The sequence below is a fragment of the Salinivibrio sp. IB282 genome, assembly GCF_001995685.1.
GTDB lineage: Bacteria > Pseudomonadota > Gammaproteobacteria > Enterobacterales > Vibrionaceae > Salinivibrio > Salinivibrio kushneri.
In genome coordinates, this window is the sequence record NZ_MUET01000110.1 from 1 (window position 1) to 4696 (window position 4696).

At 56.7% G+C, this 4696-nt stretch carries 5 protein-coding genes; 1 reads left to right on the top strand and 4 read right to left on the bottom strand.

The genetic code is table 11. The features are described 5' to 3' along the window. Positions 1–583: helix-turn-helix domain-containing protein (locus tag BZG14_RS14575; RefSeq protein ID WP_131825198.1), on the top strand; the 583-nt coding region annotated here is incomplete at its 5' end. Positions 584–725: 142 nt separating this feature from the next. On the opposite strand, the gene BZG14_RS14580 is transcribed toward BZG14_RS14575, so the two are convergent. From BZG14_RS14580 to BZG14_RS14595, 4 genes are all read right to left on the bottom strand, one after another. Next, positions 726–2480 (bottom strand): BCCT family transporter, encoded by a 1755-nt coding sequence (locus BZG14_RS14580; protein WP_241824133.1) that lies wholly within the window; start codon positions 2478–2480, stop codon positions 726–728. 29 nt (positions 2481–2509) lie between these two features. Beyond that, positions 2510–2971, bottom strand: a complete 462-nt coding sequence (locus BZG14_RS14585) for a thioesterase family protein (protein WP_077609077.1) — start codon at positions 2969–2971, stop codon at positions 2510–2512. Then, positions 2971–3927 (bottom strand): L-carnitine dehydrogenase, encoded by a 957-nt coding sequence (locus tag BZG14_RS14590; RefSeq protein ID WP_069361062.1) that lies wholly within the window; start codon positions 3925–3927, stop codon positions 2971–2973. The genes BZG14_RS14585 and BZG14_RS14590 overlap by 1 nt, the downstream gene beginning before the upstream one ends. Continuing rightward, on the bottom strand, positions 3924–4696 hold a 773-nt coding region (locus tag BZG14_RS14595), incomplete at its 5' end, for a 3-keto-5-aminohexanoate cleavage protein (protein WP_077609078.1). The genes BZG14_RS14595 and BZG14_RS14590, both read right to left, overlap by 4 nt.

The window sequence follows — 4696 nt, forward strand, 5'->3', positions numbered from 1 at the left end:
GGTCACCTTACATTGGGAAAGCCTGCCCTCGTTTCAAGAGCGCTTTCCGGAGGTAAGCACCTCAGATGAGCTGTTTGAACTGGGACGGCGGCGTTTTTCATGCGCAGGGGGCGCAGCGGCGATGGACATGGCGCTGGATGTGATTGCGCGTCGCCACGGCACCCAGTTAGCGATCGACGTCTCTGAACAGCTAGTGCACGAGCGCATTCGTACCCGACGCGATCAACAGCGAATGACACTCGCCCGCCGTTTAGGCACCCATCGCCGACGTCTGGTCGACGCGGTGGATGTGATGGAACGCCATATAGAATCCCCCCTGCCTTTATCGGAGGTGGCTCAGCGCAGTGGTATCTCGCTTCGCCATCTGCAACGGCTTTTTGATAGCGAGCTGAACCAGTCACCACGAAGCTGGTATTTGGGGTTGCGGCTAGAGCGTGCCCATTACTTGCTAAAAGAAACCGATCTCGATGTGTTGTCCGTGGGGTTGGCGTGTGGCTTTAGCTCAAGCTCGAGTTTTTCCCGCGCGTTTCGCAGCCATTACGGTGTGTCACCGCGCCAGATGCGCAAAGCCCAAAGCCAGTAAAAGAAGAAAGGCAAGATAGATAAAAAAGCCGCTCACCCCGCCACCTTAATCGGCAACGGAATGAGCAGCTTGTCTCGCGTTTAGCGCGTCTTGGTGCGACGCCTTAAACCGCTATTTTTTCGCGGCCAGCTATTTTTGGCGGCTAGCTTTTTTTAGCCGCCACTAGCGAGCGGCGCGACTCACCAAACAGTGAGATCAGCACCCCGGCAGTCATCACCAGGATCACCACGCTCAGTGGCAAGGCGGCAGCGATCAACGCCGTCTGTAGCGCTTTAAGGCCGCCGGCCATTAGCAGCGTTGCTGCCACCAAGCCAATCACTACGCCCCAAATAATACGGAAACGCCGCGGCGGCTCCTCGTCACCCAGAGATAAGATGGTTGTCAGCACCAAGGTGCCCGAGTCCGACGAGGTCACAAACCAGCTCATCAGCAAGAACACCATCAGAGCCGAGAGTATCCAGCCGAACGTGCCAGTGCCAACAATGCCATCAGCTGCGGCAAATAATGCGGCGGGAAGCTCCCAAGCGTTCACCAAATCGATAATCCCAGCACTGCCGACGCCACCACTGGCGTACAGCTCCTGGTAAATCGCATTACCGCCGAAGATCACCAACCAGACAAAGATCAGCAAGGTAGGCACAAATAACACGCCCAACACGAACTCACGCAGGGTGCGCCCTTTGGAAATACGCGCAATAAACAACCCAACAAAGGGTGCCCAGGCAAGCCACCAGCCCCAATAGAAAATGGTCCAGGCCTGCTGCCAATCTACCGTACCCGGCTCATCAGCAAACCACAGCCCCATCGGGATAAAGTTAATCGCATAGTCGAGCAAGGTTTCACCAAACGCGCCCAACAACCACAGTGTGGGGCCGCCAATTAAAAAGACGCCAACCACAAACACCGACACCCAAATATTCATCTGCGAAATAATACGGATCCCGCGGCGCACACCAGAGACCGCCGACACAATCGAGATAAACGAAATCACCGCAATCAACACCAGTTGGGTCGATAAGCCAGAGGCGATTCCCATCAAGCGCTCCAGCCCCACGGCCATTTGACTCACGCCAAGCCCGAGCGACGTCGCCACACCAAATACGCAACCTAGTACCCCAAGGATGTCAAACAGATGGCCCCAGGCACCGAAAATACGATCGCCGATAAAAGGGTAAAGCGCCGAGCGCAGGGCCAAAGGGAGTTGCTTACGGTAGGCAAAATACGCCAGCGACATCCCGACAATCACATAGATGGCCCAGCCATGCAGCCCCCAGTGGAACACGGTGACCCGCAGCGCATCGATGGCGCGCTCATAGCCAATGGCCGCCGCGCCCGCCATGTCGGCGTGGGGATTGTTGGGATAACCAAATCCACCGGTGTTATCGAGATAAAAGATGGGTTCGGCCACCCCAAAAAACAGGATGCCGATACCAATGCCGGCAGAAAACAACATCGAGAACCAAGAGAAGTTACTAAACTCTGGACGACTGTCGTCAGGGCCGAGCCGCACGTTGCCGTACTTGCTGAAAACGATAAAACCGCACACGGTCAATAACAGCATCACGGTGACCAGGTAGTAGCCACTAAAGGTACTTTCAATCCAGGTGCGCGTGGCACCGAACAAGACACTGGCCGTCTCGGATTGAAAGCCGGTGAACAATACAAATGCCAGTACCAATACGGCTGAACAAATGGTCATGCCGCGATGCATGCCTTGGAAGAAGCCACCTTGTGCAAGCTCGGTGATCATATAATCGGTCGAGGTAGCAGCCTGCTGGCTGTCACCGCGTTGGGGTGAGTTTGGGGGTGTTGAAGTAGCGATAATGATTCCTCCTTGAGCCGGAAGTCGGGCCGGCGATCCCGTAATCCGCCCAGGCTCTGCTGGGCGGGACCTCATGATGGCTCACCATCTCGGTGACGACGCGCTCACTGCCTACTGGGTAGGCCGATGCGACGCCCAGCAAGCTGGGGCCACTCATTGTCGGATGCGGCAGGCAGCCGCTCAATCAGGCTGGAGACAGCATCCGGAAACGGTGCGGGGCGACCGGTTTGCGTATCGATGCCCATCAGCATCTGCTCGCTGGTGGCCAGCACCTCACCTTGGCAATCACACATTTGCATAAACACATGCAGGCGCTTTTGATCCCGCGCTAACACGGTCACGTCGACCACCAAGGTCTGCCCTTGATGCGCCTCACGTCGGTAACACAAATGGGTTTCTAGGGTATAAATGGTATAGCCATGCTGGGTGCGGCCGGCGTCATCCAAGCCAATAGTGGCCATGAGCGCATCGACACCCAGCGAGAACACGCGCGCGTACTCGGCATCGTTCATGTGCCCGTTATAATCGACCCATTCGGGGGCGACGTCTATCGTTAACAGTGCCATTAGATGCGCCCTTCCAAACCTTCAGCCTCGGGCCAGTACTTCTGCGCCAAGTCTAAAAGCTCGACCAAAAACGCATCACGGCGACGGTCTAGCTCAGAAACAGGACGACCCGCGGCTTGGTGTTCACAGCCTTCGACCACTTTATCAATCAGCTCATCGGTCAGCTCAGGCGCTTCCAGCTTGGTCCACGGCAGTTTTAGCGCCGGACCGAACTGCTCTAGCATATGGCGCATGCCCTGCTCGCCACCGGCTAGGTGGAAAGTTAAGAAGGTGCCCATCAGTGACCAGCGCAGGCCACAGCCGTAAACCACTGCCGCATCAATCTCTTCGGTGGTAGCCACCCCGTCGTTAACCAGGTGCAAGGCTTCACGCCACAGCGCTTCCATCAAGCGGTCTGCAATATGCCCCTCGATTTCGCGCTTAACCACCAAGGGACGCATTGCCAGCGCTTGGTAAAGTGCATGGGCGCAGTCAATATGATCAGATTGAGTGGCTTCGCCGCCGACTAGTTCGACTAGCGGCAGCAAGTACACCGGATTGAATGGATGCGCTACCATCACCCGCCCTGGGTGGTTATGACAATCCGTCTGCAGCTCAGTGGGTTTAAAGCCAGAGGTCGATGAGCCAATAATCGCGCTTGGCGCCGCGGCAGCATCAATCGCCGCCAAAGTTTGGCGCTTAATATCGATGCGCTCCGGCACGTTCTCTTGGATCAGGTCGGCCTCTTTCACCGCCTGCTCAAGGCTATCAACAAAGGTTAACCGAGCAGGATCTGCGCCGTCGGCGAGCCCGAGTTTTTCTAACGATGGCCAGGCATTGGCTACAAAGGCACGGGTGCGAGTGGGCGCTTGTGGGTCAGGGTCATAGGCAACCACGTCCCAGCCCTGCGCCAAGGCACGCGCAATCCAGCCATTACCAATCACGCCAGTGCCGATGACCGCTAACTGCTTGCTCATTGGTCACCTCCTTCAACCGGCTTTCCGGTTTTAGGGTCAACCAGTTTCAGCGCGGCGCGCGTTTGTGCGGGTGTCATAATACGACCGCCAAGGTTTTCAATGATGGTGCTCGCCTTTTCTACCAAGCCGCCGTTAGTCGCCATTACGCCTTTTTCTAAATAGAGGTTATCTTCCAAGCCCACGCGCGCATGTCCACCCAGCAACATGGCTTGCGCCACCATCGGCATCTGATGGCGACCAATTCCAAACGCCGCCCAGTTGGCGTTTTCCGGCAACTTATTGCGCATTGCCAGCATGGTTTCGGTGTCCGCTTCTGCGCCCCATGGAATGCCTAAGCAAAGCTGAAACAGCGGATCGCCCTCGAGCAAGCCTTCTTTTTGTAGCTGACGCGCAAACCACACGTGGCCTAAGTCAAAACACTCCAGCTCGGCTTTCACGCCCGCGGCCTGTACCATCCGCGCTTGCTCGCGCAGCCAGTCAGCGGTATTGATGTACACCATGTCGCCAAAATTCAGGCTGCCGCAATCTAAGGTACACAGCTCAGGCAATAGCTCGCCCACTGGCGCATGACGCTCGGCTGGGGTTTGCATATCGGTGCCCGGGCCACCACGGCTTGGATCTTGAGCGTCCGGCATCCAATCACCGCCGCCACCGCCGGTGATGTTCATGACAATATCGACGTCTGATTCGCGAATGCGCTCCATCACCTCACGGAAGTGATCAATGTTGTGGCTAATGCCGCCCGTTTCAGGATCACGCACGTGAATAT

Excerpts from the sequence above, each read along its gene's own strand:
- BZG14_RS14580 (WP_241824133.1), bottom strand. The coding sequence starts at position 2,480 with ATGAGGTCCCGCCCAGCAGAGCCTGGGCGGATTACGGGATCGCCGGCC.
- BZG14_RS14590 (WP_069361062.1), bottom strand. The coding sequence starts at position 3,927 with ATGAGCAAGCAGTTAGCGGTCATCGGCACTGGCGTGATTGGTAATGGC.
- BZG14_RS14585 (WP_077609077.1), bottom strand. The coding sequence starts at position 2,971 with ATGGCACTGTTAACGATAGACGTCGCCCCCGAATGGGTCGATTATAAC.